The sequence below is a fragment of the Syntrophomonas sp. UBA1041 genome, from assembly GCF_002316705.1.
GTDB lineage: Bacteria > Bacillota > Syntrophomonadia > Syntrophomonadales > Syntrophomonadaceae > DTU019.
The window spans coordinates 4,575-4,781 of sequence record NZ_DCEA01000114.1; positions in this window are offsets into that span (position 1 = coordinate 4,575).

Genomic DNA, 207 nt, shown 5'->3' on the forward strand with positions numbered 1-207 from the left:
CTCAATTGCACTGACTGCGCCAATCTTGTTGCCACTCTGGCGGCATCAGCCGGAGTTCATGCTTATACCAATATAATGTTTAGCAATTTTAATCTTAACAAAATAATACCCATTGGCTGTGACAATGAAAATCCTAACTGGATAGTTCCTTTTGGGGGCGGGTTTTCCTATCATGAAATTACCCTAAGCGAGCCCACCACCCGTCAG